Annotated in this window: 23 protein-coding genes, 1 tRNA gene and 1 pseudogene; 13 read left to right on the top strand and 12 right to left on the bottom strand. The window is 64.9% G+C overall.

What is annotated here, in order from left to right; all coding sequences use genetic code 11:
* Positions 1–21: 21 nt before the first annotated feature.
* The 3 genes from G6N68_RS20180 to G6N68_RS20170 form a co-directional block, all read right to left on the bottom strand.
* Positions 22–1,017 (bottom strand): alpha/beta fold hydrolase, encoded by a 996-nt coding sequence (locus G6N68_RS20180; RefSeq protein WP_163716099.1) that lies wholly within the window; start codon positions 1,015–1,017, stop codon positions 22–24.
* Positions 1,018–1,157: 140 nt separating this feature from the next.
* Complete coding sequence (locus tag G6N68_RS20175) at positions 1,158–1,514, bottom strand: hypothetical protein (protein ID WP_069418826.1); 357 nt, start codon at positions 1,512–1,514, stop codon at positions 1,158–1,160.
* A 367-nt stretch (positions 1,515–1,881) separates the two neighbouring features.
* Positions 1,882–2,406, bottom strand: coding sequence for a PE family protein (locus tag G6N68_RS20170; protein ID WP_069418825.1), 525 nt, complete (start codon positions 2,404–2,406; stop codon positions 1,882–1,884).
* Positions 2,407–2,810: 404 nt separating this feature from the next.
* Between G6N68_RS20170 and G6N68_RS20165 the strand changes: the two genes are divergently transcribed.
* On the top strand, positions 2,811–3,992 hold the full coding sequence (locus G6N68_RS20165) for a glycosyltransferase family 4 protein (RefSeq protein WP_163716096.1): 1,182 nt from the start codon (positions 2,811–2,813) through the stop codon (positions 3,990–3,992).
* A complete protein-coding gene (locus G6N68_RS20160; protein ID WP_163716093.1) occupies positions 3,989–6,115 on the top strand; it encodes an amylo-alpha-1,6-glucosidase in 2,127 nt (708 codons plus the stop codon). Before G6N68_RS20165 ends, G6N68_RS20160 begins: the two co-directional genes overlap by 4 nt.
* Before the next feature lie 38 nt (positions 6,116–6,153).
* Here G6N68_RS20160 and sodN read toward each other — a convergent pair whose 3' ends face one another.
* Positions 6,154–6,558, bottom strand: a complete 405-nt coding sequence (gene sodN / locus G6N68_RS20155) for a superoxide dismutase, Ni (RefSeq protein WP_069418823.1) — start codon at positions 6,556–6,558, stop codon at positions 6,154–6,156.
* A gap of 195 nt (positions 6,559–6,753) precedes the next feature.
* Here sodN and G6N68_RS30235 point away from each other — a divergent pair, with 195 nt between their 5' ends.
* On the top strand, positions 6,754–7,140 hold the full coding sequence (locus G6N68_RS30235; protein ID WP_232007246.1) for a S26 family signal peptidase: 387 nt from the start codon (positions 6,754–6,756) through the stop codon (positions 7,138–7,140).
* A 20-nt stretch (positions 7,141–7,160) separates the two neighbouring features.
* On the opposite strand, the gene G6N68_RS20145 is transcribed toward G6N68_RS30235, so the two are convergent.
* From G6N68_RS20145 to G6N68_RS20125, 5 genes are read right to left on the bottom strand one after another with little or no spacing between them, the layout of a single operon-like run.
* Complete coding sequence (locus G6N68_RS20145; RefSeq protein WP_163716090.1) at positions 7,161–7,964, bottom strand: SDR family NAD(P)-dependent oxidoreductase; 804 nt, start codon at positions 7,962–7,964, stop codon at positions 7,161–7,163.
* 10 nt (positions 7,965–7,974) lie between these two features.
* A complete protein-coding gene (locus G6N68_RS20140) occupies positions 7,975–8,736 on the bottom strand; it encodes an SDR family NAD(P)-dependent oxidoreductase (protein WP_163716087.1) in 762 nt (253 codons plus the stop codon).
* A 34-nt stretch (positions 8,737–8,770) separates the two neighbouring features.
* On the bottom strand, positions 8,771–10,183 hold the full coding sequence (locus tag G6N68_RS20135; RefSeq protein ID WP_163716084.1) for a phytoene desaturase family protein: 1,413 nt from the start codon (positions 10,181–10,183) through the stop codon (positions 8,771–8,773).
* The gene (locus tag G6N68_RS20130; protein ID WP_163716081.1) at positions 10,180–11,958 is read right to left on the bottom strand and encodes a DUF3556 domain-containing protein; all 1,779 of its coding nucleotides are present in this window, start codon (positions 11,956–11,958) and stop codon (positions 10,180–10,182) included. The genes G6N68_RS20135 and G6N68_RS20130 overlap by 4 nt, the downstream gene beginning before the upstream one ends.
* A 44-nt stretch (positions 11,959–12,002) precedes the next feature.
* A complete protein-coding gene (locus G6N68_RS20125; RefSeq protein WP_069418818.1) occupies positions 12,003–13,466 on the bottom strand; it encodes a class I adenylate-forming enzyme family protein in 1,464 nt (487 codons plus the stop codon).
* 125 nt (positions 13,467–13,591) lie between these two features.
* Between G6N68_RS20125 and G6N68_RS20120 the strand changes: the two are divergent.
* Positions 13,592–14,840 (top strand): annotated as a pseudogene (locus G6N68_RS20120) (PucR family transcriptional regulator).
* A 118-nt stretch (positions 14,841–14,958) separates the two neighbouring features.
* Here the strand turns inward: G6N68_RS20120 and G6N68_RS20115 are convergent.
* On the bottom strand, positions 14,959–15,345 hold the full coding sequence (locus G6N68_RS20115) for a hypothetical protein (RefSeq protein WP_139805082.1): 387 nt from the start codon (positions 15,343–15,345) through the stop codon (positions 14,959–14,961).
* Positions 15,346–15,453: 108 nt separating this feature from the next.
* The gene (locus G6N68_RS20110; RefSeq protein ID WP_139805081.1) at positions 15,454–15,774 is read right to left on the bottom strand and encodes a hypothetical protein; all 321 of its coding nucleotides are present in this window, start codon (positions 15,772–15,774) and stop codon (positions 15,454–15,456) included.
* A 206-nt stretch (positions 15,775–15,980) separates the two neighbouring features.
* On the opposite strand from G6N68_RS20110, the gene G6N68_RS20105 reads away from it, so the two are divergent.
* The 4 genes from G6N68_RS20105 to G6N68_RS20090 all read left to right on the top strand — a co-directional run bounded on the left by G6N68_RS20105 (position 15,981) and on the right by G6N68_RS20090 (position 20,014).
* Complete coding sequence (locus G6N68_RS20105) at positions 15,981–16,541, top strand: hypothetical protein (RefSeq protein WP_069418861.1); 561 nt, start codon at positions 15,981–15,983, stop codon at positions 16,539–16,541.
* Between the two features lie 21 nt (positions 16,542–16,562).
* Positions 16,563–17,879: a Dyp-type peroxidase gene (locus tag G6N68_RS20100; protein WP_069418815.1), complete on the top strand. Its 1,317-nt coding sequence runs from the start codon at positions 16,563–16,565 to the stop codon at positions 17,877–17,879.
* Between the two features lie 15 nt (positions 17,880–17,894).
* The gene (locus G6N68_RS20095; RefSeq protein ID WP_069418814.1) at positions 17,895–18,911 is read left to right on the top strand and encodes a hypothetical protein; all 1,017 of its coding nucleotides are present in this window, start codon (positions 17,895–17,897) and stop codon (positions 18,909–18,911) included.
* A 620-nt stretch (positions 18,912–19,531) separates the two neighbouring features.
* Positions 19,532–20,014: a hypothetical protein gene (locus tag G6N68_RS20090; RefSeq protein WP_083148445.1), complete on the top strand. Its 483-nt coding sequence runs from the start codon at positions 19,532–19,534 to the stop codon at positions 20,012–20,014.
* 107 nt (positions 20,015–20,121) lie between these two features.
* Here the strand turns inward: G6N68_RS20090 and G6N68_RS20085 are convergent.
* A tRNA-Arg gene (locus tag G6N68_RS20085) sits at positions 20,122–20,194 on the bottom strand.
* A 112-nt stretch (positions 20,195–20,306) separates the two neighbouring features.
* Here G6N68_RS20085 and argS point away from each other — a divergent pair.
* The 5 genes from argS to thrB all read left to right on the top strand — a co-directional run bounded on the left by argS (position 20,307) and on the right by thrB (position 26,825).
* The gene (gene argS, locus G6N68_RS20080) at positions 20,307–21,959 is read left to right on the top strand and encodes an arginine--tRNA ligase (protein WP_069418812.1); all 1,653 of its coding nucleotides are present in this window, start codon (positions 20,307–20,309) and stop codon (positions 21,957–21,959) included.
* An 89-nt stretch (positions 21,960–22,048) separates the two neighbouring features.
* Positions 22,049–23,374, top strand: a complete 1,326-nt coding sequence (lysA, locus tag G6N68_RS20075) for a diaminopimelate decarboxylase (RefSeq protein WP_240355807.1) — start codon at positions 22,049–22,051, stop codon at positions 23,372–23,374.
* Between the two features lie 3 nt (positions 23,375–23,377).
* Positions 23,378–24,703, top strand: a complete 1,326-nt coding sequence (locus tag G6N68_RS20070) for a homoserine dehydrogenase (RefSeq protein WP_069418810.1) — start codon at positions 23,378–23,380, stop codon at positions 24,701–24,703.
* Complete coding sequence (thrC, locus tag G6N68_RS20065; protein WP_069418809.1) at positions 24,700–25,782, top strand: threonine synthase; 1,083 nt, start codon at positions 24,700–24,702, stop codon at positions 25,780–25,782. The genes G6N68_RS20070 and thrC overlap by 4 nt, the downstream gene beginning before the upstream one ends.
* Positions 25,783–25,880: 98 nt before the next feature.
* Positions 25,881–26,825 (top strand): homoserine kinase, encoded by a 945-nt coding sequence (gene thrB / locus G6N68_RS20060; RefSeq protein WP_163718823.1) that lies wholly within the window; start codon positions 25,881–25,883, stop codon positions 26,823–26,825.
* The last annotated feature ends 145 nt before the right edge of the window (positions 26,826–26,970 follow it).

Raw genomic sequence — 26,970 nt, 5'->3', positions numbered from 1 at the left:
ACTTCTATTACATAAACGTTACTAAGCGAGGTCGGACTCGTTGCCATCCCGCTCGTAGTCCGGGACCTGGCGGACGCCGGTTTGCAGCGCGAGGCGGTGGAGGTCGGGGTCGTAGGTGAAGGGTTCGGTGCTGTCGATGAATTGTTCGACGATGCGCACGAAACGGTCGGGGTGGTCGGCGTGGGGCATGTGTCCGGAGTCTTCGAAGATTTCCAGCCGGGAGCCCGGGATGTGCTGGTGGGCGAGGTGGGCGTGCTTGACGGGAATGATCATGTCGTCGTTGCCCCAGATGATCTGGATGGGCAGGTCTTGGGTGAGGTAGGTGCGGTCGAGCATGGTGATGTATTGGCCGCGGGTGTCGACCACCGAGCGCAGGGTGCGGGCGAAGGCGTCGACGGCGCCGGGTTTGGCCAGGCCGCGGGCCAGGCGGGGCAGGCTGGGTAGGTCGCGGGTGAATTTGTTGGCGCCCAAGAGTTTTCCGACGGTGCGGCCGATCAGTTCGACGGCGGGCAGGGCGCCGGGCAGTTGCAGGGCGGTGAGGGCTTCGGCGGGGCCGGGCAGGGCGGCCAGGCGTAGCGCGGTGCTGACGTCGGTGCTGACGCCGCCGGCGCTGACGAGCACGACGCGTTCGACCATTTCGGGGTATTGGTAGGTGAACTGTGCGGCGATGCCACCGCCCAGGGAGTGCCCGATCAGGGTGACGCGGGCGATCTCGAGGGCGGTGAGTAGGTCGCGTAGTCCGTTGGCGAAGGCGGCCAGGGAGTAGTCGGCGCGGGGCTTGTCGGATTCGCCGTGGCCGAGCAGGTCAGGGGCGATGACGGTGAAGCGTTGGGCGAGTTTGGTGTGGATGGGTTGCCAGGTGGTGGAGTTGTCGCCGACGCCGTGCAGTAGCACGATCACCGGGCCGGATCCGGCGATGCGGAAGGCGCGGCGGTGGCCGTGGATGGTGATGTGGTGCAGTGTGGGTGCGCTGATGTCGCGTACTGGCCGCAGGTGGCGGCGTGTCGTGGTGCCCATGGTGGTCGGTCCCTTTCTTCCCCCGGGAAGGCCGACATGCCGGCCTGTTAGAGAGAAGCTTCCACGGCAGCGCTTGCGGAATCCTTGTAGAGATCTTGAGGCCCTCGGTCCGCGGCGGCGCCGCGCCGGCACCTCAGTCGTCAGCCGATGCGCGTGAGGGTGAATGTGTCATGCGGGTCGGGAATGCCGCACCACGCTGAGCTGCTCAAAAAGTCGGCTTCGCCGCGAAGCGAGGCCGGATCCCACCACTGGTGGACGGTGACCGGATACACGCCGCCATCCCACAACGAACCGTTGTCGCCAAGCATGTAGGCGGGACATGTGATGCCGTCCGGGACCGTCCTTGTCACGGTGTGCCGACCGTTGACCAGGGGAGCGGCGAAACCATGGCCCGGCGTCGTTGTCACATGGGCGACGCACTGAGGGGAGCACACCGTCCGGATGGTCCATGTCGAGGTGTCCCCGTCCTCGTCCAGGTAGGTATAGACACCTTCCATGACCGGGACCTCGGCTCTGGCTGATGGTTGTGCCCCGGCGCTCGCGCTGAGCAAAAGGCTGGATAGTAGTGCAGCGGTCGCGGCGAGCCTGTTGAACCTCATCTACCAGCCTTTCGCCAAGTTAATTGCGCATGCGCAACTTATGTATAGAGGATCAGCGGGGCGGCGGACAACTCCGCATGTCCAAGCACGCTCATGGACGACTCCTATGGATCGAAACCATGTGGAGTGGTTGATCAGCAAATTACGCTCACGCTGCGCAAATAGTATCTGCGGCGCGCGTCGCGGAAGCTGTGAATTGGATAAGTGTCAGCGGCCGTCAACGACCGATTCGGGGTAGCGGCTTATCGCCGCCACCTATGTCTGCTCAAGCAGTCGGCACGGTGAAGGTGATCCCGCCGATCGCGGCAATGAGGGTCCGGAGAACGAGCGAAATGACGATTTCGACCGCTGCAGCGATGATCGGCCCAATAAAAAAGCCGAACGGATTCTGCAGGATGGTGAGCAGTAGATTCAGCGCGGCAACGAAGCTGTTCAGCGCTGGGATCTGGATGGCGGCGGCGGTGGGAATCGTGCTGGCAATCTCAAGAGCGGGTTGCAACGCGGCGGTGTTAGCCGACTCGGCGCTGCCATACGCGGCCGCGCCGGCGGTCAATCTATCGACAAACTGCTGGTGAAATGTGGCCGCTCGCCCGGCCAGGTCCTGGTAGTCCTGGGCGTGCGCCGAGAACAGTTGAGCGATGTTTGCCGAGATCTCATCAGCGGCCGCGGGTGGCAGTGTGCTCGTCGAGGGGGCGGCGGCCGCATGCGCTGCACTCAGGGTCGAACCGATATTTGCCAAATCCGCTGCCGCCGTGGCCATCAGACCAGGTATTGCAATCACATTCGACATGTCTGCCCCCGCTCATCATCGGGCCGCCAAAGTGGCAAGAGTATCGCGTGGGCTAGCCGTATCCAGCAATTTTGCTCCAAGTCGTCGCCGAACACTCAAATAAATTGCACCGCAGATGTTTTCAATAATCCCTATCGGGTGACCTGCATCGAAGGGCGCTCGCACCGAGTTCGCCGAAGGTGGGGCAGGTTGCCCGCCGAAGGCGATTCCGAGTGCACGCGCCACACATTCGGCGTCGGGTGGAGGCCCCACTCGTTCATCAGCCGCCGAAGACGGAGAGGTCCCTGTATGGGGAGGGCGGCCCCACCGGTGGGGACTTGCGAACTGCGCCCTTCTGACCATAATTGGCACTCATAGAGGGAGAGTGCTAACGCGTGTGGTGAAGCGGAGGGAGGGAAATGTCCATGCGCGGTGCTGATTTCGTGTTTTGGTCTGATGGTGCGGAGTCCGCTCGTCCACTGCGGATCGTGATGGTCGCACCGCCGTATTTCGACATCCCGCCGACCGGCTACGGCGGTGTCGAGGCCGTCGTCGCCGACCTCGCCGACACCCTCGTCGCGCGCGGCCACCACGTCACCGTGATCGGTGCCGGAAAGGGGCGGACCGCGGCGCAGTTCGTGCCGTTGTGGAGCCGCACGATGCCGGAGCGGTTGGGGGAGCCCTACCCCGAGGTGATGCACGCGTTGAAGGTGCGCAGCGCGATCGCCCGAATCGCGGCGGACCAAGGTGTCGATGTCGTGCACGACCACACCTTTGCCGGCCCGTTGAACGCACCGGCCTATCAGGCCATGGGGCTGCCGGTGGTGGCGACCGTGCACGGGCCCGTCGATGACGACCTGTACCCGTACTACCGCGAACTCGGCCCGGACGTGGGTCTGGTGGCCATCAGTGATCGTCAGCGCGAACTGGCACCCGACCTGAATTGGGTTGGGCGCGTACACAATGCGTTGCGGATCAACGATTGGCCGTATCAGCCGGACAAGGGTGACTACGCCTTGTTCCTGGGGCGGTTCGCGCCGTACAAGGGCGCGCATCTGGCCGTGCAGGCCGCGCACGAGGCGGGTATTCCGCTCGTCCTCGCCGGCAAGTGCAGCGAGCCCGCGGAGAAGGAGTACTTCGAGGAATGTGTGCGACCGCTGCTCACTGACACCGACCATCTGTTCGGCGAGGCCGACGCGGTCAGCAAGCGCAAGCTGTTGGCCGAAGCGCGGTGCCTGCTGTTCCCGGTGCAGTGGGAGGAACCGTTCGGGATCGTGATGATCGAAGCGATGGCGTGCGGTACCCCGGTTGTCGCGCTGCGCGGTGGCGCGGTGCCAGAGGTGGTTGTCGACGGTGTGACGGGCTTCGTCCGCGACGATCCCGCCGACCTGCCGGCCGCGATCGAACAGGCGTCCACCATCGATCCGCAGGCCTGCCGCCACCATGTCGCAACCAACTTCGACGTCGTGCGACTGGGTAGCGGCTACGAGCGGATCTATCGAAAGGTCAAGCGGCAGCACGTGATTCAGTCCGGAACATCAGGAATGGTGGAACCGACGGCGCAGCGCTCGCTGGTCCGGGAACTGAGTGACAAGGCCACTGCATGACTGCTTCGGGCGGGTTCAACACCGGTGCCCCCGCCCAGATCGGCTCGGGCGCCGAGAACGTGACACTGGTCGAAGGGGCGACATTCTGCCTCTCCGACCGGCGTGGCGACGTGCTGCTCGGCACGTCACACGGACTGTTCTTCCGTGACGCGCGGGTGCTGTCACGTTGGGAACTGCGGGTCGACGGCCAGGCCCCCGAGTCGTTGTCCGTGGAGCCGACGGAAGCCTTTGCGGCCCAATTCATTCTGCGTCGGGCACCGCGCGCCGGACGAGCCGACAGCACGTTGCTCGTGGTTCGCGAGCGGTTGATCGCCGACGGGCTCCGCGAAACCATTTCGCTGCACAACCTCGACGACGAGAGCACTGTGGTGTCGCTGGAGCTGCATGCCGACGCCGACTTCGCCGATCTATTCGAGGTCAAGGCGGGGCGTGTCGCGGTGCCCGGTGCCGACATGGCCGTCGTCGACGGCGAGCTCGTCTTGCGTGAGCCGGGTGATCAGGTGCGAGGCCTGACGGTCGCGGCGACCGGTGACCCCATCGTGCTGCCCGGTTCGCTGAACTGGCGGGTGGTGGTGCCGCCGCGGGGGCGCTGGCAGACCGAGATTGTGGTGCAGCCGACGTGGGCCAACCAGAAGATCACTACGCGGTTCACGCGCGGCGAGGACGTGCATTCCAGTGCTCCGGCCCGCAAGATCAAGGCGTGGCGGAGCACGGCGACCACCGTCGTCACCGACTACCCGCTGCTGACGCAGGTTTTGCGCCAGACCGAAAGCGACCTGGGCGCGTTGCTCATGCACGACGAAACCGGCCGTGGCCGCTCGTTCGTCGCCGCGGGGGCCCCGTGGTTCATGACGCTGTTCGGCCGCGACAGCATTCTGACCGCATGGATGGCCCTGCCCTTGGAGGTCGGGTTATCGATAGGCACGCTGCAGCGACTCGCCGACTTGCAGGGCCGGCGCGTCGACCCGATCACCGAGGAAGAACCGGGCCGGATCATGCACGAGATCCGCCGCGGCCCTGCCAGTGACGATGTCCTGGGCGGCAGCATTTATTACGGGTCGATCGACGTCACGCCCTTGTTCGTGATGCTGCTGGCGGAAAGCTGGCGATGGGGCGCCGACGAATCAGCCGTGCGATCGCTGTTGCCCGCGGCCGACGCGGCACTGGCCTGGGCGGAACGCTACGGCGACCGTGACGGCGACGGCTTCATCGAATATCAGCGCGCCACCGACCGTGGCCTGATCAACCAGGGGTGGAAGGACAGCTTCAACGCCCTCGCGGACGCCGCCGGGCGTGCGGCCGACCCGCCGATCGCGCTGTGTGAAGCCCAGGGCTACCTCTATGCCGCGTTGCTCGGGCGGGCCGAGCTCGCCGACGCGTTCGGCGACGCGGCCGCGGCGGCGCTGTTGCGCGAGCGCGCGCAAACCTTGCGCAGGGAGTTTCACAACGCCTTCTGGCTGCCCGAACAGGGCTGGTACGCGTTCGCCCTGGACGGCCGAAAACGCCCGGTTGATGCACTGACCAGCAATGTCGGCCATTGCCTGTGGACGGGGATTGCGTCGGACGAGCATGCCGCGGTGCTCATCGAACGGCTCTCGGGCCTCGAGATGGACTCCGGGTTCGGTTTGCGCACGTTGGCGACGACGATGGGCGCCTACAACCCGATGAGTTACCACAACGGCTCGGTGTGGCCGCACGACACCGCAATCGCGGTGGCCGGACTGCTGCGGTACCGCCATTTGCCCGGCGCCGTCGCACTCGCCGAACGGCTGACCACCGGCCTGCTCGACGCGGCGGAGGCGTTCGGCGGGCGATTACCCGAGTTGTTCTGCGGCTTCCCCCGCTCCCAGTTCCGCACCCCGGTGCCCTATCCCACGTCGTGTTCCCCGCAAGCCTGGGCGAGCGCCGCGCCGCTGCTGTTGCTGCGATCGTTTTTGGGTCTGGACCCCGACGTGCCACACCGACGTTTGTCCGTGGCGGCCCAATTGCCTGCCGCCTGGGGACGCGTCGTACTCACCGATCTGCGACTCGGCAACCTGACGGTGCACATCGAGGCCGAGGGACAGCAGGTCAAGACGCAAGGGTTGCCCGCCGACTGGGAACTCGTGACCGGTTCTGACTGACCCGGCCGACCGCGCCGCAACAAGACAACAGGTGCCGATCAGGCTTGCTTGGTCTCCCAGAAGATCTTGGCGATCTCGTCGATCTTGTCGAGGAGTTGCTGCGCAACCTGCGGGTCGATGGAGCCCTTGGTACCGCCGGCGCCGGCGAGCTTGGTCGCTTCGTTCACCAACTGGTGAAGCTGGGGGTACTTCTCGAAGTGAGGCGGCTTGAAGTAGTCGGTCCACAGCACCCACAGGTGGTGCTTGACGAGTTCGGAACGCTGCTCCTTGATGATCAGCGCCCGGGTGCGGAACTCGGGGTCCTCGTTCGCCTGGTACTTCTCGGCGATGGCCTTGATCGACTCGGCCTCGATTCGCGCCTGGGCCGGGTCGTACACACCGCAAGGCAGGTCGCAGTGCGCACGAGCGATGAGGTTAGGGGCGAGAAAGCTCGGCAGTCGCATTCGATCCTCCAACAACGCAAACTTCGGTGTGGCTGCGCGAATGTCTGTTCGCGCACGGAGAGCGGTGTTCGGTCTCCTTACTGGCGACCCTACCGCTAAAACACCAGATAAACCGATGCAGAACCTGGACGGAATTTCGGGCGGCGGCTGACATCGCGGCCTGGTGGTCTCGTAAGCGGACGGTACGGTTCGGCTGTGACCCCGGTGCGGCGCAGGACGGTCGTGGTAGTACTTGCCGCCGCGGGCGCGGCGGTCGGGTGGCTGGTGTCGCGGGCGTTGCGAGTCGGAGTGTCCGGGCCCTCGATGGTGCCGACGCTGCGTGACGGTGACGCGCTGGTGGCTTACCCGGTGCGCCGAGTGCGGCCGGGCGACGTGGTGATCGCGCGATTCCGCAGCCGACCGGACCTGCTCGTCGTCAAACGGGCGATACGGCCACATGGGGACGGCTGGTGGATCGAGGGCGACAATCCGCTCGTCACGGACGACTCGCGGAAATACGGTGAAGCGATCGTGTTGGGTCGCGTCCTCTTCCGGTACTGGCGTTCCGATGCTGGCGGCGTCCCCGGTCGACGCGGTCCGTAGATGTCGTCCACCCGTGTCGCTCAGAAAAGACTTGCCGAGAGCCCCCCGTCGACCACAAACGCACCGCCGGTGCTGAATTGTGCGCGATCACCAGCCAGGAAGACGGCCAGATCCGCGACGTCGTCGACTGTGACGTAACCGCCCTGTGTCTGGGCCAGCAGGTCGTCGAAATCGATGCCCAGGGCCTGGTTGTACAGTTCGCGGTTCCCGGTCACCAGCTCCGTCTCCACGAAGCCCGGCAGTATCGCGTTGACCCGGATCCCGGCGGGCCGCAGCTCGAGCGCTGCTGTTTTGGTCAGGTTGACCACGCCGGCCTTCGCCGCGGCGTAGTGCCCAGCCAGCGGCACTGCGGCCAGGGCGGTCACCGACGCCATCGTGATGATGGATCCCGCCACCTGCGAGGCGATCATCGCGCGGGCGCCATGTTGCACGGTGAGGAAGACGCCATCGAGGTTGATCGACATCATCTGCCGCCACATGTCAAACGGCATGTCGAGCAGCGGTGCAAGAGTAGCGATTCCGGCGTTCGCCACAACGATGTCGATCTTGCCGTGCTCGGTGAGCACGTGATCGAACAGGGCTGCGGTGGTGACTTCGTCGCGGACGTCGCACCTCACGGCGGTGGCGTTGGGCAACGTCTGTGCGGCCGAGGCGGCCGCATCCTCGTTGATGTCGGACACGACGACCACCGCACCGTGAGCTGCGTATTTCTTGGCGACTTCGTAGCCGATGCCGCGGGCGGCGCCGGTGATGACGGCCACCTTGCCGGCCAGGGAGCCGGACGTGCTGATTGTGGAGCGTTCAGGTGAAGTTGTGATTGTCATTTGTGTTCTCCTAGAAAAGGTTTGCGGTGAGTCCACCGTCGAGCAGGTAGTGAGATCCATTGACGAAGCGGGCTTCGTCAGAGGCAAGGAAGGCGACGGTTTCGGCGACCTCGGCGGGGGTGCCGTAGCGGCCCTGCTTGAGGTTGACCAGGTCGTCGAAGGGGATCGGTGCGATCGCCTCGACGGCTGTGCCCAGTCGGTCGCCCATGTCGGTTTGGATGATTCCGGGACAGACCGCGTTGACGCGGATGCCGACCTGGCGAAGCTCGATGGCGGCCGACTCCGTGAAGCGCACGACCGCTCCCTTTGATGCGCAGTACGCACTGAGCAGTGGCCCACCCGCGGTGCCGGCGGCGGAGGCCAGGTTGACGATCGCGCCCCCTCCGGACGCGGCCATCACGGGGACCACCGCCTTGGTGCAGCGGAACGTGCCGACGACGTTGATGTCCAATATGTGGCGGAATTCCTCGTCGGTGAGTTCCGTGATGGGCTTGGCGATTTCGATGCCGGCGTTGTTGACCAGCAGGTCGAGGCCGCCGAATGCTTTCACGGTGGCTTCGACGGCGGCCTGCACATCGTCGGTGGAGCGCACATCGCAGCCCAGGCCGATGCATCCGTTGCCGAGTTCGTTGGCGGCGGCGACGGCCCCATCGGCGTTGAGATCGGCCAGTGCCACGCGGGCACCGCCCTGGACCAGGCGGCGCGCGATGGCCAGGCCGATGCCGCGTGCAGCGCCGGTGACGAGTGCGCGTCGCCCTGAGAGATCATTCATTTCCGTTTCCTCGAGTTGTCATTTGATTTGTCGTTCAACGCAGTTCGTCAAGCGCGAGCTGCGCGGCATTGGCCCCGCACATGCCGTGTGCACCCGGGCCCGGCGGTGTGGCCGCCGAGCAGATGAACATTCCGGGTATCCCTACGCGGTAGGGCGAGAGTGTGGTGCGCGGACCGAAGACGAGCCGGCGGACGTCCTTCGAGCCAGTCATGATGTCTCCGCCGACGTAGTTGAGGTTGTAGGACGCCATCTGCGTGGTCGATCGGACCGTGTATCCGACGATCCGTTCCCGGAAACCCGGTGCGAATCGCTCGATCTGGCAGACGATCGCCTCCGTCGCATCACCGGTGTAGCCGCTCGGGACGTGGGCATAGGTCCATAGCGGATGGACGTTGCCGACGGAGCGCTGCGGGTCGGCGAGATACTGCTGCCCGACCAGCACGAAAGGACGCTCGGGCATCCGGCCGGCGTGAACGTCCCGTTCGGCGGCGGCCAGCTCGGGGAATTCGCCGACCACGTGGACCGTCCCAGCGTGGCGCGCGGCAGGATTGGTCCATGGGACGCTGTCCTCGACGGCGAAGTCGACCTTGAATGCACCCGGTCCGCGCCGGAATCGCCGATAGGCCCGGGAAACCCTGCGCGGCAACCGATCTCCGAGGATTCCCGCTATCGCCTCCGGGGCCAGATCGAACATCGTGACGTCGTTGGGCGGGAGCTGCGACGCCGTTTCGATACGCACGCCGGTCTCGATCTTGCCACCGAGGTCGACCAACAGCGATGCCATCGCGTTGGCAATGGATTGCGAGCCGCCGGCAGCGACCGGCCAGCCGTGGCGATGGCCGGCGGTGAGTATCCCGAGTCCGATCGCCGACGTCATGGGATGGTGCAAAGGCCGGAATGTGTGGGCGGCAACACCTCCGAACAGGGCGCGGGCTTCGGGGGTACGAAAGCAGCGGGCCAGCGTTGACGCGGGCAGCACGGTCGGAACGCCAAAGCGGGCCAGTGTCAAGGGATGTGAGGGAATCCGCAGCAGCGGACCCATGATGTCGTCGGACAGCGCATCGTATTTCGAGGATGGACCACTGAACAGTGCGCGCCAGCGCGATCCATCACCACCCAGACCGTCCGCCGTCTGATCCACCGAGCGGTAGAGCACGCCGGCGCTGCCGTCGTCGAGCGGATGGGCACAGTCGACCTCGGACCACCGCCAGGACAATCCGTAGCGCTCCAATGGCAGCCCACTAAGAAACGGCGATCCCACGGCCATCGGGTGTATGGCGGAGCAGTGATCATGCAACAGTCCCGGAATGATCGCCTCGCTGCTCCTGGTACCGCCGCCGATCTCGTCGGCGGCCTCCAGCACGGTCACCTGGACTCCCGCTTGAGCGAGTGTGATCGCGGCGGCGAGCCCGTTGGGCCCGGCTCCGACGACGATCGCGGTGCTCATGGCAGGGCCTCAACGCGGTGGTTCTGCCTAGTCCAGCTCACCTCGGTCGGGATAGGGCCGTTGGGCAGCCACGGCTGCTCGGCAACTGCGTCGGCGACCTTCCAAGTGCCACGCTCGATCACGCCCAGGGCGGCGTCGATGACCTTGTAGTGCTGTACCTTGCTGCCCCAGGCCTGCGACTCGACCCACGCGACCACCAGTTCGCCCGGCTCGAAGGCCGCTTCCCGCTGCACAGCGGCGATCAGGTCCTCGTTATGCAGGTGACCGTCACCGAAGTTGAACCCGATCAACGAATTGCAGACGAACTCAGCCTCACGCACGGTGCGGGTGTCGATGTCGGGCAAGTTGTTCAGTAGCACCGACAACAGGCCGCGGCCCTGGCTGTGCATGGTCCGAAACGCAACGGGTTGGTGCATCGTGATTTCGGCCCACCGCGGTTCGTACCCGAAGTCGACAAACTGGTCGACCAGGTTCTTCGTCGAGCGCGTGACCTTGTCGAGCTTCTTCTCCCCACCTGGCGCGAACGCCCAGACGGCCGAGGCCCAGTTGCCGGAGTACTGCCGCAGCGACGGCAGAAACGACACCTTGTCGGGTCGGAAGCTGCCGAGGATCGGGAAGAACAGCAGACCAACGACGATCCCTGCCAACAACCACGGCGACGACATGTCCGTGGTCGCGTATCCGTTCCAGTTCGGGAAGCCGAGGAACAGGAAAATGGTTGTGTAGGCGAACATCACGTTCCACTCCAGCGGTACCGCCAGGGGGAACGTCGAGATGATGAACAGGTGGAACCCAACCATCAGGACCACAGCGGCGACCGTCAGCCATTTGTTGGTGGAGAACAGCAGGATCAGCGGGGCGATGATTTCGACGGTGGTGCCCAACACGTGGGCCATCCCATCGGCGAGCCGTGACGGGCGCAGGTCGCGGGGGAAATCGCGGTAGTGCGCCCGCTTCAGCCACTTGAACCGGACCAACGGGCTGTTACTCACCATCGGCGGGATGACGTTGGAAAAGTGCTTGCCGAACTTCGACACTCCCGCACCGACCCACACCGCGACGATCAGCAGCTTGAGCGCGATGATCATGTCGATGAACGGCAGGACCGTGAAGAAAAGGATCGCGGGCAGGTACTGCTCGCTGCGTGCAGCCAGGAAGATGATTTTGTCCCGCAGACCGAGCACTACCAGCAGCACCATCGGTGCGACGAGTAGAACCGGACTCACCAGACCCGAGACGTTGTGGGGCATGACCGCAGACAGTGAGTCGCTGTGCACGCCGGGTGAAAGCAGCGGAACGGCAACGGCGATGAGCAGCGCGACATAGAGCACCACGTCGAACCAGGTACGGCGGTCTCCGCCGGTGAATGGCACCCACCTGAAGGGACGTAACCGGATGGTGCCCGGTCGTGCCCAGAAACGGGCTCCACCAGTCATCGGTTTGACCTTGCCGCACAACGGTCCCCATGCGCCCGCGACGTTCAAGCACTCGAGCAGCACGGTCCAGAGCACGAACTTTTGATACACGATCGGCTGGTTCCACCATTCGGAGATGTGCCAGAACGCCGGCAGATCCGACGTCAACGTGGCGACGAGGACACCGCCCAGCGCGTAGCAGAAGATCAGTTTGACGATGTAGATCGCGTGGACCATCGTCGGCGAGCCGAACCCGTTGTCAACCCAGTTGGTCGTGAGCAGGCGCATCCGCTCCGTAAATGTCTTCTGCAGAAACGTGTCCGGATCGACGTCCGGGAACACCGGTGTAGTAAATCCCATTTGAGTGAATCCTGGTTCGTTGGATGGGTGTTGGAGGTTGGGTGTTACGCGGTGTGCGGAACGGTCTGCAAGTTCTTCCGGAGCGACGGCTTGTCGATTTTGCCGACGGGGTTCTTCGGAAGTTCGTCAAGAATCGTGATCTCAACGGGCAGCTTGTATTTCGCTATGGCACCGGAGAGGTACTCGCGAATCTGATCGGGCTCGATTGTCATACCCGGGGTCGTCCCGACGAACAGGACGGGCTCTTCGCCGTAGACCGGATGGGCGCGGCCGACTACGGCCGCCTCGGCGATTTCCGGCAACTGGTAGACGACGGTCTCGATTTCCTTCGGATAGATGTTCTCGCCGCCACGGATGATCATGTCCTTGGCCCGGTCGACGAGAACGAGGTAGCCGTCCTCGTCGAACCGGCCGATGTCGCCGGTATGCAGCCAGCCGCCGACCAGCGCCTTGGCGGTCTCCTCCGGCCGATTTAGATACCCGCGCATGACATTTGGTCCTTGTATTAGGACTTCGCCGGCCTGACCGTCGGGGACGGGTTGACCGCTTGCGTCGGCGATGCGGATCGTCTGCCCGGGCAGCGGCAGTCCGACCGTGCCCGCCTTGCGCGTACCGTGGAGCGGGTTGATAGTGCTCGCACAGGACCCTTCGGACAGTCCGTACCCTTCGATAAGTGGTATGCCATAACGGTTTTCAAACTTGTTCAGCAGCTGGACGCTGGCTGGGGCGGCACCGCAGACGGCGAACCGTACCGAGGATGCATCCGGGCGGATCTCGGCGGGCAGGTCGGCCAGCATCGCGTAGATGGTTGGGACGGCCGAGAAGTACGTGGCGCGGCTCCGCTCGATCCGATTCCAGAATGTCTTCGGGCTGAACCGGCCGGCGATGGTCGTGCGACCGCCTGCGAGCAGCGGTGAAAGCGTGCCCGCCACAATGCCGTTGGCGTGGAACAGGGGCAGGATCAGCAGGCTGTGGTCGGCTTCGGTGAGTTTGAACGCATCGATCGCCATGGCGCACATCGCATCCAGGTTGGCGTGGTCGAGCATGACTCCTTTGGGGCGCCCCGTCGTTCCGCTGGTGTAGATCAGCAGTGCGAGCGCATCACCGACGACCGGGGTGGCAGCCGCGGACCCGGCGGAGGTCAGCTCATCGGTCAGGAGCACCTCCGCAGAAACCTCGAAATCGATGGGATAGTCAACAATCACGACCTTCGCCGCGGCGTCGGCCACCTGATAGACCGCCTCCGCCGGCGCGAGCGCGGGATTGATCGGGGTCACCGCCGCGCCCAGACGCCATGCTGCGAAAAGGGATACGACAAGGCTGGCGGTGTTGGGCAGCATGACGGCAACGACATCGCCGGCGCGAACGCCGTGCGCCTGCAGGGTCGCGGCGGCGCCGGTGACCGCGTCGAGGAACTGTGCGTTGTTGAGGTCAAACCGGTCGTCGGCGATGGCCGGCGCGCCGGGGTCCTGCTGTGCGCGAAGGTCGGGGAGGGTAGGCAAGTTCATGTGATGAACGTACGAATCGGCGGCGCTCAAAACACCGTCGCGACGCCATGAACTTCATTCCCGCTTTTGTCGCCGGAAGACAGTATTTCCCACAGTCGGGTCCCGAGACGTTCTACAGTTTGTTCATGCCGGATCCGAACCGGTGCGACGAGGCGGCCGTCACCGAGACAGCCGCCGCGGTGGTCGATCGGCTCGCCGCCCGGCTACCCAGCCTGACGCGGGCCGTGGTGGACACCTTGACGAGGGGTATCTCGGAGCTCCCTGGCGACGCCCAACTGATGGGCCTGCTCGCCGCCAGTACCGCAGGAAACGTGGATACGGTCTTTCGCGCCTTCCAGCACGACATTCCGATCGATCGAGTCGAGCCCCCTACTGCGGCGCTCGAATACGCCAGGCGGCTGGCGCAGCGCGGCGTGCCGATGCATGCAATGGTGCGTGCATATCGGTTGGGGCATCAGGCGATGGTGGGGATGATTGCCGACGAGGTCCGCACGCTCAACCTCGATCCGGCGCTTGGCCGCGACGTCTTCGAGTGGATGACCGAGGTGACCTTCCGGTATATCGACTGGATTTCCCAACAAGTCGTTGAGGTATACGAGGCCGAGCGGGACCTTTGGCTGGAGAACCGCAGCCGCGTGCGTGCCGTCCGCGTTGCCGAGATCCTCACCGGCGGCGACGTCGACGTGGACGCGATGACGACGGCCATCGGCTACCCGCTGCGGCGAACGCATTTGGCGCTCATCCTCTGGCTGCCCGACAAGGCTGGAACGCTATCTCAACGAAATCGCCGACACCGCGCAGGCCAGCAATGCGTTGTTCATCGCGGCCGATCGGCTCACCGGATGGGGCTGGATCGCACTCGGGGCCGACGCCGGTGCCAACCCGATCGGGCGCATCCGCGCACTGCTAGCCGATAAGTCCGACGGACCGCGTGTCGCGCTCGGGACGGCGCTGCCCGGCGTCGACGGGTTCCGGCGCTCGCACGGCCAGGCGCAGAATGCCCGCCGCGTGGCAATCGCCGCCGGATCCGCGTCGCCCCGCATTGTCGCCGCAAGCGAGCCGGGATTGACCCCGGCGGCACTGTTGAGCGGCGATATCGGCGAAACGCGCGCGTGGGTGCGTGAGACTCTCGGCCCGCTGGCGAACGATTCCAAAAACGATCGACTCCTGCGCGAAACGCTGCGGGTGTTTCTTCGGGAGGGCGGCAGCTACAAGGCGGCGGCCGAGGAGCTCAACCTGCATTTCAACTCGGTGAAATATCGCGTGCAGCGGGCGATCAGTCGCCGGGGATGCCCGATCGAGGACGACAGGCTCGACGTCGAGCTGGCATTGCTCGTCTGCCACCGGCTTGGTACTGCAGTCCTCGAGGGTTAACCAGAAGATCGCCACGCGGTTCCTGCGCGAAGTTCGCGAGCGACCGCGTTTGTACGGCGACACGCCGCAGATTACGTACAAATGCGCGCGCTCGCGCCGGGCTCGGCGGCCAACGCCGCTATCGACGTGACCAGATCCTGCGGAGCTTGCCTCCGCGCTCCCCGCCCGAACCTGGAGTCCGACCGGAAGCCTGCGCGGGCACGGTGTGCACCTTGAGGTCCTCCGCGCAGTCGCATTCGGCGATCACCTTGCGGAATCCGGCGCCATCGCCCTCGATAGCACGGCGTTGAAATTCCATCAGCAGCTCGATGGCTTCAGGCAGCACGGGCACCGGCAGGGTGTCCGAGCCGACCACCGCCCATCCCCGGGCGAAAGGCGGATCGGCGGCCGAGATGAATTCCACACGCACGCGCTGCCAACCGACTGGTGCCGCCTCGCGAACATGACCGAGAGCGTCCTCGATCAGCGACCGGTTGCCGGCATCGTGGCGTTGCGTCCTTGTCACGTTGACCACCTCATTGGAATTGGATCGAAGGGTATCCGTCAGGACCGCGAACAACCCGTCGGCATGGGGACAAGACTGCCGCATTTGCGGCGTCTGCGGAATTCACGTCTAGCACGGTGGCGGACTGGTGTTCGACTCGCGGCAAGCCGTGCCATGACTGGGCGCATCTGCACTGGGACCCGCGGCTTCGTGCTCGAGTTCCGGTTCGGAAATCCTCGATGCCTGGTAGAAACTGCGCTCGACCATCCAGCACAACATGCGCGCCGAAGCGGGCGCGTCGTCGGGTCCGTCGCCGAATGTCAGTCCGCCACGCACCAGTAATGCGGTAAAAGCCTCGGCGACAGCGTGCACGTCGCCGCCGGACGGGCCGACATGCTCGCCGCTCCGGTGCCGGGCGCGCGCCGGCGTCGGGCTGAATCCCACACTCACGCAACGAGCTTTACCGGGCGGTGACCTCGCCGCCTGGGGGGAACACCGCCGACCCAACGATCACCCGGCCAGTACAGCCGACCAGCGAAAACGGCACTGGGCATAGCTTGAATGTGAACAGAGTTCGGTGTCGCGCCGATTATGCAGACGTGGACAAGATCGAGTGCTAGCGTCCGGCCCATCAGAAGGTGATGGAAGGGATGAAGATGGCTGCGTTCGATCAGGATTGGAGTAAGCCGGCGGCGATGGCCATCCCCAAGGAGGGCTACTTCGAACCGCAACGCGGCCGTTACGGCCCGGTTTATCCGCGAACTCCGGCTTGCTACGGATTTTCCATCATCGCAAAGGTCAAGGAGGGCCGTGAGGAGGCGCTTCGTGCCTACGGCAAGCAGATCGAGGAGACGATCAAAGCCAGTCCGGACGCGCTAGCCGTCTTGCGCCTGCACTACCTGCGCTGGGTGCTTTTCGATGTGGGGTTCGGCTTGTACTTCCAATACCAAGGCATCTTCGACACCGACTTCGACAAGTACACCGAAGACGCGGTGCAGTTGTTCAGCCAGACCGGAATCACGACGGCTTTCGTGAACTTGGAGGGCTTCCCCGAGGACTGGAAGGAGAATCCGGAAGCATTTGTGCAGTTCGTGCGCGACCACCACTTCCCGAGCTTCTTGGAATACGGTGAATACCCGTACGTCACAGCGGACGAGGTCAAGAAAGCTCTGCGGCTCAAGGCGGCATTCTCCACGATGCTCGATCAGATGCAGTGAACGCCGCAGTCTGTGGCAAACATGCTTGAACTCGATGACATCCAGCACATTCTGCTGACCCGCACGCCGGCGATGACCGGTCGCTACGAGTTCCTGTCCTTCGACACGGCCGTCGGCGGCCGGGCGTGGCTGTCCGAAATGGTGGAAGTCGTGGAGTCGGCGGCATCGGTGCCGAGCACGATGGACGACACCAAGCGGTGGGTCACGCTGGGGTTCACGTGGACGGGTCTTCGAGCGTTGGGAGTGCCCGAGGAGTCACTGGACACCTTCCCCGAGGCCTTTCGCCAAGGGATGGCTGCACGCGCTGACATCTTGGGTGATACCGGCCCCAACCACCCCGACAACTGGGTCGGCGGTTTGGCCGGCGAGGATCTGCACGCGATTGCGATCCTGTTCGCCCGTGATGACGCCGAGCAGGCCAGGGCCACCGGCGTCCACGACGACCTTCTCGCGCGTATCGGTGGTGTGCGGCGGCTATCGTATCTGGACCTGAATGCCACACCGCCGTTCAACTATGCCCACGACCACTTCGGCTTCCGGGATCGCCTGTCTCAACCGGTGATCGAGGGGACCGGCGAGGAGCCCACTCCGGGCTCCGGCGACCCGCTGAAGGCGGGCGAGTTCATCCTCGGCTATCCCGACGAATTGGGTCCGGTAGTTAATCTGCCGCAACCGGACGTGCTGTCCCGGAACGGCACATACGCCGCGTACCGACGGCTGCAGGAACATGTCGGCCTCTTCCGAGAGTACTTGAGCGACAACGCCGAGACCCCCGAGGAACAGGAGTTGCTTGCGGCGAAGTTCATGGGTCGCTGGCGCAGCGGCGCCCCGCTTGTGCTGGCGCCCGATAAGGATGACCCCGAGTTGGGTGCCGATCCCATGCGCAACAACGACTTCAACTACAAAGAGATGGACCCGCATGGGTACGCATGCCCGCTCGGCGCTCACGCGAGGCGGCTCAACCCTAGGGACACCGCGCACAACATGAACCGACGGCGGATGATCCGCCGCGGGGCTACCTACGGTCCTGCGCTTCCAGACGGAGCTGCCGACGACGGCGCCGACCGCGGCATCGCCGCGTTCATCATCTGCGCAAACCTGATGCGGCAGTTCGAGTTCGCCCAGAACGTCTGGATCAACGACCGGACCTTTCACGAGTTGGGCAACGAACACGATCCGATCTGCGGCACGCAGGACGGCACGCTCGAATTCAAGATCCCCAAGCGTCCGATACGAAAGGTCCTCAAAGGACTTCCAGCATTTACGACCCTGACCGGCGGGGCGTACTTCTTCTTGCCCGGCATCAAGGCAATGCGTTATCTCGCCCAACTCAGTTGAACAGCAGGAAAACTCATGACCGCTACACGACGCGGAGCTCGCACCTACAACCAACTGCACGTTCCACGAACACATTCGGGTGGGCGGCGCATCAGCATCTACTGGACGTGGAGCTATCCCTGGGAGTCGCAACGCGATATTGAAGAACTGGACAACAGGTTCTCCACCATGACCGAGGTGCGCAGGGCGGCATGGCCGAACTACGAAGGCGAGGATTGGGACGAAGCCAACTTCCTGCAAGGCGTCGCAGGCACTCTGGAGCTGTTTCACCGCTCGACGCTGGCGTTTCAAGAGTTGGCCGGTGAAGCGACGGGCCATCCGGTGGCGGTGTTTCAGCGCATTGATCAGGCGGGCTACAAGCAGCTGATCGACGAGCGGATCCTCGCTGACACCGACACCATGATGGTGTTCGGGCTGGATCATCTGGTTGGGCAGGAGGAAGCGGCACCGGAGGAAATTTCAGCCATTCAAGAATGGCTGAAGCGGGAAGGCACCTGCCTGCTGCTGGCTCCGCATCATGACGTCGGTTTCACCGACGACATGCAGCAGCGGCAGGTCGAGTACCTACACCATGGCGACCCGTTGGTGCCACGCCAGCAACGCTTCACCGCCTACACCCGCTCACTGATGAAGGCGCTCGACGTTCCCGTCTACAACAAATGGGGACTTCGCCCTGCCGTCGTGGACGGCACCGATGAAATCGCTCCGCTCAGCGCGTGTCGCGACTTGGACACTCCGCGGCTGCTCGACAACGTCACCACCCTCAATTTCCATCCCCACCTGCCGCACTACGAACTGACCGCACCAGAAAGCGACTCCTTGCGCGTACTGGGCCGTCAACGCGTTGACCCCAACCGGCCTCATCCCTTCACCGCCGACGGCAACACCGAGTTCAACGCGCTGATCTGGATGCCGCCCAGCGGGCAACGGGCCGGTGACATCGTCCTGATCGACTCAACGAACTTCACCACCCTCTTCGGAGGCACAGACAGTCTCAAAAACCTCTGGCACAACCTCGCCACAATGAAGTAATCGCCGACGGGCGCACTGCAGAAAGCCGTTCCGATCGCGACCCTGATCTTCGTCATGTCGAGAATGGTCGCGATGGGCATTCCGGTGTCCGCGCTGCCGCCCTTGGCCCGCTCCGAGGGCGGGGTGCGCTGGTGGCACTGGGCGGCGGGTGAGCGCGGACGGTGCCGTGGTGTTCTGTTGAGGACAACGGCGAGTGGGCGGCCGAGCAGGAGCTGTAGCGCGCTTCAGGTAGCTGGCTCGATACGAAACTGCGCTTCAGCTAGTCACCCTCCGCCGCTACGGTGGCCCTATGGCAGGGAGCCGTCTGGAAGTGCGCCTACACCAGGGACGGGATCGAGCCGAGCTCTCGCAGTTCACGCGCACCCTCGACGAGATCCGATGATCGCTGCGGGATATCGACGAGGTCTACCTCCTACAGGGCACCCCGGCCACGTGGGTGGTCGACTCAAGCGGACCGAAATGGTATGGACCGCGACGCTCTACGACGAATGAACCTCGCCGTGCAAGCAATAGCCCTGCCTACACCTTTGCGAGACCGACACAGGCTCGCGAACAACGGGAGCGCTGGACCGGCGTGGCATCCAGTGAAGCGGCGCGGCAACGCGGAATGATGGGCCACCGTGGTGGAGGAAGCGAAAGACCTAGACGATGAAGACGTTGGCCAATACGGGGGCATGAGCACGGCCAACAAGATCCGCGTGGTGCAGACGGTGCTTGCCGCCACCGTTGCGGCCTTCGCCATATCGGTCGTGGTGGCCGGACACTGGTGGACCACCCCGCCACCGCCGCCGCCGCCGCCCCTGCCGCCGCCGTCGGTCAACGTTCCGTTGGTGAAGCAGCAGGTCGTCGAATTGCTGCAGAATCAGATGAACACTCTCGATGCGTTCAAGGATTACGGAATCACGGTTGCGGACGACTTGACGCTGATCAACACCGGCCTCAACAAATACGACGGGCTTGCCACCGTTCACACGCGCAAGGGCACCCAGAAATACCTGAGTGTCACCGTGTGGGCAGATCCCACTGGCGCGATGTTCTACCAGATGGACCCCACGTCGGCGGCCAACCTGGTCGAGGCGGCCCGCAAGGAGGGCGGTGGCTGACCAGGGGTTTGCTGTCCGCCGCCGCCGCGCCGCGACAATCGCGCTGATCGCACGCAGGCCGTTGAGCTATCACCCAAAAATCGAGTCTGAGCTGCAAAAAAAGCTTGTGCCCCCGGCAGGATTCGAACCTGCGGCCTTCTGCTCCGGAGGCAGACGCTCTATCCCCTGAGCTACGGGGGCGCACAAACCAGATGCACCGATGGGGCTCGCCCAGAGTAACGCATCACAATGGAGGCCTGACCACCGCAATGGATTCGGGGGGCAAGCACCCCAGCCAATAGGATGGACGATCGTGACCCCCGCTGACCTCGCTGAGCTGCTCAAAGCCACCGCTACTGCGGTGCTGGCCGAGCACGGCCTCGACGTGTCCGCATTGCCGGCAACGGTCACGGTGGAGCGGCCGCGCAACCCTGAGCACGGTGATTACGCCAGCAACCTGGCCCTGCAGCTGGGCAAGAAGGTCGGCGCCAACCCCCGTGAGCTGGCCGGATGGCTCGCCGAGGCCCTGGCAGGCGCCGACGGTATCGCCTCCGCAGAGGTGGCCGGACCGGGTTTCATCAACATGCGCCTGGAGACCTCGGCGCAGGCGCAGATCGTCAAGAGTGTCATCGAGGCCGGTGACGCCTTCGGCACCTCTGACCTGCTGGCCGGGCACAAGATCAATCTGGAATTCGTCTCGGCCAACCCCACCGGGCCGATCCACATCGGCGGCACCCGCTGGGCCGCGGTCGGTGACGCCCTGGGTCGGCTGTTGACCAGCCAGGGCGCGGACGTGGTCCGCGAGTACTACTTCAACGACCACGGCGCCCAGATCGACCGGTTCGCCAACTCCTTGATCGCGGCGGCCAAGGGCGAACCGACGCCCGAAGACGGCTACGCGGGCACCTACATCAACGACATCGCCGCCCAGGTCCTGCAGAAGGCGCCGGACGCGCTGAGCCTGCCCGACGACGAGATGCACGAGACCTTCCGTGAAATCGGTGTCGACCTGATGTTCAGCCACATCAAGGAGTCGTTGCACGAATTCGGCACCGACTTCGACGTCTACACCCATGAAGACTCGATGCACACCAGCGGCCGGGTCGACCAGGCCATCGCCCGATTGCGCGAAACGGGCAACATCTACGAAAAGGACGGCGCAACCTGGTTGCGCAGCAGCGCTTTTGGTGACGACAAGGACCGCGTCGTGATCAAGAGCGACGGCAAGCCGGCGTATATCGCCGGCGACCTCGCATACTACCTGGACAAGCGCGAACGCGGCTTCGACCTGTGCATCTACATGCTCGGTGCCGACCACCACGGATACATCTCGCGGCTCAAGGCGGCGGCGGCCGCGTTCGGGGAGGACCCGGCCACGGTCGAGGTGCTCATCGGGCAGATGGTCAACCTGGTCCGTGACGGTCAACCGGTCCGGATGAGCAAGCGCGCGGGCACCGTGATCACCCTCGACGACCTGGTCGAGGCGCTGGGCGTCGACGCCGCGCGCTACAGCCTGATCCGTTCGTCGGTGGACACCGCGATCGACATCGATCTGGAACTGTGGTCCTCCGCCTCGAACGAAAACCCGGTGTATTACGTGCAATACGCGCACGCCCGGCTCTCGGCCTTGGCGCGCAACGCCGCCGAACTCGGCCTCGCCCCGGACACCGAACACCTCGATCTGCTCAGCCACGACAAAGAGGGCACGTTGCTGCGCACCATCGGGGAGTTTCCGCGGGTGCTCAAGACGGCCGCGTCGCTGCGCGAACCACACCGGATCACCCGCTACCTGGAAGACCTGGCCGGCGACTACCACCGGTTCTACGACTCGTGCCGGGTGCTGCCGCAGGGTGACGAGGAACCCACCGACCTCAATGCCGCACGTCTCGCGCTGTGCCAGGCGACCCGTCAGGTCATCGCCAACGGGCTGGCAATCCTCGGAGTGAGTGCCCCGGAGCGCATGTGAACGTTCATCCCGCCGGTCCTCGCCACGCCGAAGAGACCCGACCCGCGCCCAGCCCCCCGCGTCCGCAGTCCACGGACGAGCTACTACGGCTGGCGCCAAATGTATGGCCGCGCAACACCACTCGTGACGAATCCGGTGTTGTCAGCATCGGTGGCCTCAAGCTGACCGACCTCGCGCACGAGTACGGCACGCCGCTGTTCGTCATCGACGAAGACGACTTCCGCTCCCGCTGCCGCGAGACCGCCTCGGCATTCGGCGGTGGCGAGCATGTGCACTATGCGGCAAAGGCGTTCCTGTGTACCGAAATAGCGAGATGGATCGAGCAAGAGGGCCTGTCGCTGGACGTGTGCACCGGCGGTGAGCTCGCGGTGGCGCTGCATGCGAACTTCCCCCCGGGCCGAATTGCCCTGCACGGCAACAATAAATCGGTCGCCGAATTGACCGCGGCCGTCAAAGCCGGTGTGGGCCATGTCGTCGTGGACTCGATGCAGGAAATCGAGCGTCTGGACGCGATCGCGGGGGAGGCGGGAGTCGTCCAGGACGTTCTCGTGCGGCTCACTGTCGGAGTCGAGGCGCACACCCACGAGTTCATCTCCACCGCCCACGAGGACCAGAAGTTCGGGTTGTCCATTGCCAGCGGTGCGGCCATGGCCGCGATCCGCCGGGTTTTCGCCACCGATCACCTGCGTCTGGTTGGCTTGCACAGCCACATCGGTTCGCAGATCTTCGATGTCGCGGGCTTCGAGATCGCCGCGCACCGCGTCATCGGCCTGTTGCGCGAGGTCGTCCGCGAGTTCGGCGCGGAAAAGACCGCGCAGCTTGCCACGATCGACCTCGGTGGGGGATTGGGTATCTCGTACCTACCGTCCGACGATCCGCCCCCGATAGCCGACCTGGCCGCCAAGCTGAGCACCATCGTCAGCAACGAATCGGCGGCCGCCGGCCTGCCCACGCCCAAGCTGGTCGTTGAGCCTGGACGCGCCATCGCCGGACCCGGGACCGTCACGCTCTATGAGGTCGGCACCGTCAAGGATGTCGACGTCAGCTCCACCGCGAACCGGCGCTATGTCAGCGTCGACGGCGGCATGAGTGACAACATCCGGCCCGCTCTCTATGACGCGCAATACGACGTCAGACTGGTATCCCGGCTCAGCGATGCGCCCGCGGTGTCGGCCCGGGTTGTCGGAAAGCATTGTGAGACCGGCGATATCATCGTTCGCGACACCTGGGTGCCCGACGACCTGCGGCCCGGCGACCTGATCGCCGTCGCAGCGACCGGAGCGTACTGCTATTCATTGTCGAGCCGTTACAACCTGCTTGGCCGCCCTGCGGTGGTAGCCGTCAACGCAGGCAAGTCTCGCCTGATTCTGCGCCGGGAGACGGTCGACGATCTGCTGAGTTTGGAAGTGAGGTGACCTGTGCCGGATGACGAAAAGCCGGTCGGCGTAGCGGTACTGGGGTTGGGTGTCGTCGGCAGTGAAGTCGTGCGCATCATCAACGAGAGCGCCGACGATCTTGCCGGCCGCATCGGGGCCCCATTGGTGCTGCGCGGCGTGGGAGTGCGCCGCGTCTCCGCCGACCGAGGCGTACCGATCGAACTGCTGACCGACGACATTGACGAGCTGGTGTCACGCGATGACGTCGACATCGTCGTCGAAGTGATGGGCCCGGTCGAACCGGCCCGCAAGGCGATCCTCTCCGCGATCAAGCACGGCAAGTCCGTTGTGACAGCCAACAAGGCGCTACTGTCGACCTCCACCGGCGAGTTGGCCAAGGCCGCCGAAAGCGCGTTCGTCGACCTGTATTTCGAGGCGGCGGTCGCCGGCGCGATCCCGGTGATCCGCCCGCTGACCCAGTCGCTTGCCGGCGACACGGTCCTACGCGTGGCCGGCATCGTCAACGGCACCACCAACTACATCCTGTCCGCCATGGACAGCACCGGTGCCGACTACGAAAGCGCCCTGGCCGACGCGAGCGCGCTGGGGTACGCCGAGGCCGACCCCACCGCGGACGTGGAAGGTTACGACGCGGCGGCCAAAGCCGCCATTCTGGCGTCCATCGCCTTTCACACCCGGGTGACCGCGGATGACGTGTACCGCGAAGGCATCACCAAGATCACCCCGGCGGATTTCGCGTCCGCACGGTCGCTGGGCTGCACCATCAAACTGCTCTCGATTTGCGAGCGCATCACCACCGACGAAGGACAGCAACGGGTTTCGGCCCGGGTCTATCCCGCTCTGGTGCCCTTGTCGCATCCGCTCGCCTCGGTCAACGGGGCGTTCAACGCCGTCGTGGTCGAGGCCGAGGCGGCCGGGCGCCTGATGTTCTACGGCCAGGGTGCCGGCGGCGCACCCACCGCCTCGGCGGTCACCGGTGATCTGGTGATGGCGGCGCGTAACAGGGTCCTGGGCAGCCGCGGCCCACGCGAGTCCCAGTACGCCCAATTGCCGGTGGCTCCAATGGGCTTCATCCCCACCCGCTACTACGTCAGCATGAACGTCGCCGATAAACCCGGCGTACTGTCCGCCGTCGCAGCCGAATTCGCCAAACGTGAGGTGAGCATCGCCGAAGTTCGCCAGGAAGGCGTGGTGGACGAGGGCGGCCGATGGGTGGGCGCACGCATCGTTGTGGTCACCCACCAAGCGACCGATGCCGCGCTCTCGGAAACCGTTGATGCACTGGCCGACTTGGACGTTGTCTCGGGGGTGGCAAGCGTGCTGCGATTGGAAGGAACCAGCATATGAGTACCCCGAGGACCACGGTCCACCAGCCCTGGCCCGGTCTTATTGCGGCATACCGCGACCGGCTGCCAGTGGGCGACGACTGGACTCCGGTCACCCTGCTCGAGGGTGGCACCCCGCTGATCGCGGCGACCAAGCTCTCGAAGAAGACCGGTTGCACCATCCACCTCAAGGTGGAAGGTCTCAACCCCACCGGTTCGTTCAAGGACCGCGGGATGACCATGGCGGTCACCGACGCGGTGGCTCGTGGGCAACAGGCAGTGCTGTGCGCTTCGACCGGCAACACGTCGGCGTCGGCGGCCGCCTACGCCGCCCGGGCCGGCATCACCTGCGCGGTGCTCATTCCGCAGGGCAAGATCGCAATGGGCAAGCTGGCGCAGGCGGTTATCCACGGCGCCAAGATCATTCAGATCGACGGCAACTTCGACGACTGCCTGGAACTGGCCCGCAAGATGGCGGCAGATTTCCCGACGATCTCGCTGGTGAACTCGGTCAACCCGGTGCGCATCGAGGGGCAGAAGACCGCGGCATTCGAGATTGTCGACGCGTTGGGTTACGCGCCGGACATCCATGCCCTTCCGGTGGGCAACGCCGGCAACATCACCGCGTACTGGAAGGGTTACACCGAGTATCACCGAGACGGGCTGATCGACAAGCTGCCCCGCATGCTCGGCACCCAGGCGGCCGGCGCGGCGCCATTGGTGCTCGGCGAACCCGTCAGCCACCCCGAGACCATCGCCACCGCCATCCGCATCGGTTCACCCGCATCGTGGACGTCAGCCGTTGAGGCACAACAACAGTCCAAAGGGCGCTTTCTGGCCGCGACCGACGAGGAGATTCTGGCGGCTTACCACCTGGTGGCCAGCACCGAGGGTGTGTTCGTCGAGCCCGCGTCGGCGGCCAGCATCGCGGGCCTGCTCAAGGCTATTGACGACGGCTGGGTGGCGCGCGGGTCGACCGTGGTCTGCACGGTGACGGGTAACGGTCTCAAAGACCCCGATACTGCGCTCAAAGACATGCCAATTGTGTCTCCGCTGCCGGTGGATCCGGTATTGGTGGTGGAAAACCTGGGGCTGGCCTAGTGGCGTTCGCGAGCGCGGCGGAGTCGGACGAAGCGGGACGCCACTCATCCGACCTGGTGTTCGCGAATGCGGCGGAGTCGAGCGCCGCGGGCGCCGCATTGGCCCGGCCGCTGCCCGTAGGGCTGGTCGGAAGCGCCGTGGTCTCGGCGTCGAGCGCCAATCTCGGCCCCGGCTTCGACAGCCTCGGCCTGGCGTTGAGTCTTGTCGACGAGATCGTGGTCGAGACAACGGAATCCGGCCTAAGGGTGGAGGTCGAAGGCGAGGGCGCCGGCCAGGTGCCGTTGAACGCTGACCACCTGGTGGTGCGTGCCGTTCATCGCGGCCTGGAGGCCGCAGGAGTCAGCGCCTCGGGCCTGGTGGTGCGCTGTCGCAACTACATTCCGCATTCGCGTGGGCTCGGCTCCTCTGCGGCAGCCGTTGTCGGCGGGCTCGCCGCAGTCAACGGTCTTGTCGCACAGACGGATTCGGAACCACTGAGCGAGGCGCAGCTAATCCAGCTGTCCTCGGAGTTCGAGGGCCATCCGGACAACGCCGCCGCCGCAGTTCTAGGCGGCGCGGTGGTGTCCTGGACCGATGCGACCCGGGATCGGCCTAGATATCTGGCGGCCCCACTGCAGCTCCACCCGGATATTCACCTGTTCTCGTTGATTCCGGACGTGCGGTCGTCGACCGCGGAAACTCGGGTACTGCTGCCCGTGCAGGTCACCCACGAGGACGCGCGATTCAACATCAGTCGCGCTGCGTTGCTGGTCGTCGCGCTCACCCAGCGCCCTGATTTGCTGCTGGCCGCCACGGAAGACGTATTGCATCAGCCGCAACGCGCCCCGGCAATGCCGGCATCGGCGGAATATTTGCGCTTGCTGCGGCGTCTTAATGTTGCGACAGCCCTATCCGGGGCTGGGCCCGCATTAATCGCACTCACAACGGAGCCGGAATTGCCGCCGGAAGCCATGGGGTACGGGGCGGCAAATGGATTCAAGATCGCTGCGATGACCGCCGGCGAAGGAGTTCGCTGGAGTCCGGGACTCACAGTTCGGGATTGATCCGCAACGTTGCCGGGGGGTTGCTTGCTTCCCGCCAGGAAGCGGGCTATCCTCGGAGCCGTCCAGCAATCGCAGCACCTGCATCTGCATACACTGCATTGCCGCTAGGACAAACCACCAATTCTTCTCGTACGAGGTTCGCCGC

Origin of the sequence: Mycobacterium bourgelatii, from assembly GCF_010723575.1 — a bacterium.
GTDB classification, from domain to species: domain Bacteria; phylum Actinomycetota; class Actinomycetes; order Mycobacteriales; family Mycobacteriaceae; genus Mycobacterium; species Mycobacterium bourgelatii.
This window is presented reverse-complemented; position numbering and strand designations above follow the sequence as displayed.